The sequence below is a fragment of the Agromyces sp. P1_H4 genome, from assembly GCF_056405255.1.
The window spans coordinates 1-3,844 of sequence record NZ_JBFUCL010000353.1 but is presented as its reverse complement, the minus strand read 5'-3'; the positions used below and the strand labels follow the sequence as shown (position 1 = coordinate 3,844).

Genomic DNA, 3,844 nt, shown 5'->3' with positions numbered 1-3,844 from the left:
TCCGCGCGGCCGCCCTCGCCACCTCCAGGCGGTCGCGGGCCGCCCGCAGCCGGTCGCGGTCGGCGACGGGGTCGACCCTGCCCACTGGTCGGCTGACGTCGCCGGGCGCGGCACCCGCCCGTTGCGCCCCACCGGGCGTCCTGCCCGCGAGCACCGCTGAGGCCTCGCCGATGACCACGCCGAGGCCGGCCTGGGCGTCGCGGTCCTCGGTGGCGTCTCGTTCCGCGCGGGCGGCGGTGAGGTCGGCGTCGAGCGCGGAGGCGGCGTCGTCAGCCGCCGCCTCCGCCGAGGCGAGCTCGGCCTCCGTCCGTTCGACCACGCTGAGGTCGTGGTCGGCGCGCTCCAGCCGGTCGGCGACGGTCGCGAGGGGCTCCGCCGCGGGCTCTGCGGCCGCGATCCGGCGATCGGCCTCGGCGAGCGCGGCCAGTGCGTCGGCGAGGGCCGCGTCGGCGCGCCCAGCAGCAGCGAGCGCCGAACGCAGCGCCGTCGGCGCGAACCGTTCGCCGAGGCGCTCGAGGGCGGCCGCGGCATCCGTGCGCCGTCGCTCGATGCGGGCGACGTCCTCCCGGAGCGCCGCGAGGTCGGTGCCGGCGCCCCGTTCGAGGCGGCGGCGGGCGGCGAGCCMCGACTGCGCCGCCTGGAGCGTACGCAGGGCGGAGTCGCAGAGGTCGACGATGTGCGCGCTCCATCGGCGCYGGTCGGCGGCCGACTCCTGCTCGGCGTCGTCGAGGCGCCGCTGCAGGAGGATCGCCTCGCGGAGGCGGGAGCCGGCGGTGTCGAACGCCGTGCGCAGCTCGCGGGCGGCGGCGGGACCGAACTGCGCCTCGGCGAAGGCGATCTCGCGGTCGGCCTCGCGCACCGCGGTGTCGGCCTGCACGATGAGGCCCTTCGCGCGCACCTCCAGCTCCCGGCCGGACTCGAGGGCGGCGCTCTCGCGGCGCACGCCGAGCCGACGCACGCCGACGACCCCGCCCGCGATCACGAGCGCGGTCGTGCCGAAGACGACGAGCGACGGCAGCCACCACAGTGCTTCGCCCATGTGGCGGAGTCTAGGACGTGCGGGTGCGACGCGGCTGGGACCCCGGCGGAGGCTGCGCGTCGGCCGGGCGGGCGCCGTGAATCCGGTCGCGGTGCTTTGCCGTGGCATCCGCTGGCCATACTCTCGGCTCATGCGGGTCCTGCTGAAACTCACGCTCGATTGCACTCCGGATGCCGCGTGGCGGGCGCTCCGGAGCCCGGCCGTGCTGCGCGAGGTCGTCGCCCCCTGGCTCGACTTCTCGTCGCTCGAGCACGGCGGCCTGCCGACGACGTGGCCCGAGGGGCCGCATCGCGTGCGGGCGCTCGCGTTCCGCCGGTTCCCGGCCGGCGAGGAGGTCGTCGACGTGAGCTATCCGGGCGGCCTGCCCGCGGGCGTGCGGATGCTCCGCGACGGGGGCGGCGCGCTGACCGGCCCGCTCGCGGTGTTCGACCGCTGGGATCACCGCATGGCGGTGTCGGAGCTGCCCGACGGGCGCACCCTGTATCGCGACCAGCTGCGGGCACGTGCAGGCGCTCTCGACCTGGTGGCGTGGTATCCGACGTGGGCGTTCTGGCAGTGGCGGGGCCTCCGGCTCCAGCAGCTGGCCCCGACGTGGTCGTTCGACCCGCCTGGCACCGCGGACGCGGAGGCCGCCGACGCCGCGGCCTCCGGAACCCGATCGGAGGCGACCGCATGAACGACTCGATCGGCTCCCTGCAGCTCTCGGACTGGCGCCGGCGAGTGTTCGGCCTCTACACGGGCGTGCGCCAGCTCAGCGTGCACGACCCCGCCGAGGGCCACGAGCTCTGGCGGTCGGGACGCGACGAGCTCTTCGCGGGGCATCCGCAGTCGCCGCTGCTGCCTGACGACCGGGCGCGCTTCACGGGGCTGACGGTGTCGCGCTACGACCCCGACTGGCGCTTCGAGCTCGAGGTGCGCCGCCCCGACGAGCCGGTGCGGATCACCGTCGACAGCGCGTCCGACGGCGCCATCCCGTTCTCGCTCGTGGGCACGGTGCGCATCCCCTACCTGGGCACGCTCGACGTGTGGCGGCTCACGACGTACGGCGGCGGGCTGTTCCTCCCGGTGAAGGACGCCCTCGCCGGCGTGCCCGGCGGCACCTACGGCGGCGGGCGCTACCTGCTCGACACGGTGAAGGGCGCCGATCTCGGTCCCGGCTCCGACAGCGACTCGCTGGTCATCGACTTCAACTTCGCCTACAACCCGTCGTGCGCCTACGACCCGTCGTGGTCGTGTCCCCTCGCGCAGCCGGGCAACACCCTTCACGAGGAGGTGCCGGTCGGCGAGCGGATGCCGCGCTGAGGGGCCGCGCACAGGGGGCGTGCAGCGGCATCCGCTAGAGTGGTTCTCGGTGAGCGCGACGAACGCGCCGCCTGCGTCGTAGAAACGCTTCCGGGCAGGGCCTCATCAGAGGGCGCCCGATGATTCTCGTACGGCGAACGGATGCGCCGACCGGCGCCTTCGCCACTCTCCCACCGACGGGTCCGAACCGCCGCCGAATGCGGCGCAATCCCGTGCGGTGCGCTCTGCCCCGAAAGGCACCAGTGACCGACACCACCTTCAGCACGCTCGGCGTGCCCGCTCCGATCGTCGCGGCCCTCACCGCCGACGGCAAGACCACCCCGTTCCCGATCCAGGTCGACACCCTGCCCGACACGCTCGCCGGGCGCGACGTGCTCGGCCGCGGCAAGACCGGCTCGGGCAAGACCCTCGCGTTCTCGATCCCCATGGCCGCGCGCCTCGGCGGATCCCTCGCCGGCGGCAAGCGTCGCCCCGGCCGCCCCCTCGGCCTCGTGCTCGCCCCCACCCGCGAGCTCGCCACCCAGATCGACGCGGTGCTCGCGCCGCTCGCCGCCGCCTACGGCATGAAGACGACGACGATCTTCGGCGGCATCAACCAGAAGCGCCAGGTCGACGCGCTCCGCGCCGGCGTCGACATCGTCGTGGCCTGCCCCGGCCGCCTCGAGGACCTCATGAAGCAGGGCTTCGTGACCCTCGACGCCGTCGAGATCACCGTGCTCGACGAGGCCGACCACATGGCCGACCTCGGCTTCCTTCCCGTGGTCACCCGCATCATGGACAAGACCCCGCAGGGCGGCCAGCGCCTGCTGTTCTCGGCCACGCTCGACAACGGCGTGGACAAGCTCGTCAAGCGCTTCCTGCAGAACGAGGTGCTGCACTCGGTCGACGAGGCCACCTCGCACGTCGCGGCGATGACCCACCACGTGTTCGAGGTCGAGGACGTCGACGCGAAGAACGACCTCGTGAAGGCGCTCGCGTCGGGCACCGGCCGCCGCATCCTCTTCATGCGCACCAAGCACCACGCGAAGAAGCTCGCGAAGAAGCTCACCGACCAGGGCATCCCCGCCGTCGACCTGCACGGCAACCTGTCGCAGCCGCAGCGCGACCGCAACCTCGCGGCGTTCTCCGACGGCTCGGCCAGGGTCCTGGTGGCCACGGATGTCGCAGCGCGCGGCGTGCACGTCGATAACGTGGAGCTCGTGATCCACGTCGACCCGCCCATGGAGCACAAGGCGTACCTGCACCGCTCGGGCCGCACCGCCCGCGCCGGCAGCGAGGGCGACGTCGTCACGATCTGCCTGCCCGCGCAGAAGCAGGACCTGAAGACGCTGCTCCGCAAGGCCGCGATCACCGTGACGCCCGAGCGCGTCACGGCGAACTCGCCGTCGGTCACCTCGCTCGTCGGCGACGTCGCCCCCTACGTGAAGCCGGCTCCCCGCGCTGCGGTCCAGCCGCAGGGCGGCGGCCGCTCGCAGGGCGCCAACGCGCAGCGCAAGCGCGCAG

At 74.2% G+C, this 3,844-nt stretch carries 3 protein-coding genes and 1 pseudogene; 3 read left to right on the top strand and 1 reads right to left on the bottom strand.

All coding sequences use genetic code 11. The features are described from left to right. Positions 1-1,039: pseudogene (locus AC1DY2_RS16885) on the bottom strand (hypothetical protein); the annotation flags it as partial. Positions 1,040-1,169: 130 nt separating this feature from the next. Here AC1DY2_RS16885 and AC1DY2_RS16880 point away from each other — a divergent pair. From AC1DY2_RS16880 to AC1DY2_RS16870, 3 genes are all read left to right on the top strand, one after another. Next, on the top strand, positions 1,170-1,715 hold the full coding sequence (locus AC1DY2_RS16880) for a hypothetical protein (RefSeq protein ID WP_476763465.1): 546 nt from the start codon (positions 1,170-1,172) through the stop codon (positions 1,713-1,715). Next, positions 1,712-2,341 (top strand): DUF1684 domain-containing protein, encoded by a 630-nt coding sequence (locus AC1DY2_RS16875; protein ID WP_476763464.1) that lies wholly within the window; start codon positions 1,712-1,714, stop codon positions 2,339-2,341. The genes AC1DY2_RS16880 and AC1DY2_RS16875 overlap by 4 nt, the downstream gene beginning before the upstream one ends. A gap of 242 nt (positions 2,342-2,583) precedes the next feature. Beyond that, on the top strand, positions 2,584-3,844 hold a 1,261-nt coding region (locus AC1DY2_RS16870; RefSeq protein ID WP_476763463.1), incomplete at its 3' end, for a DEAD/DEAH box helicase.

What these genes read in the sequence shown, in the direction of transcription:
- AC1DY2_RS16880 (WP_476763465.1), top strand. Translation starts at nt 1,170, where the DNA reads ATGCGGGTCCTGCTGAAACTCACGCTCGATTGCACTCCGGATGCCGCG.
- AC1DY2_RS16875 (WP_476763464.1), top strand. Translation starts at nt 1,712, where the DNA reads ATGAACGACTCGATCGGCTCCCTGCAGCTCTCGGACTGGCGCCGGCGA.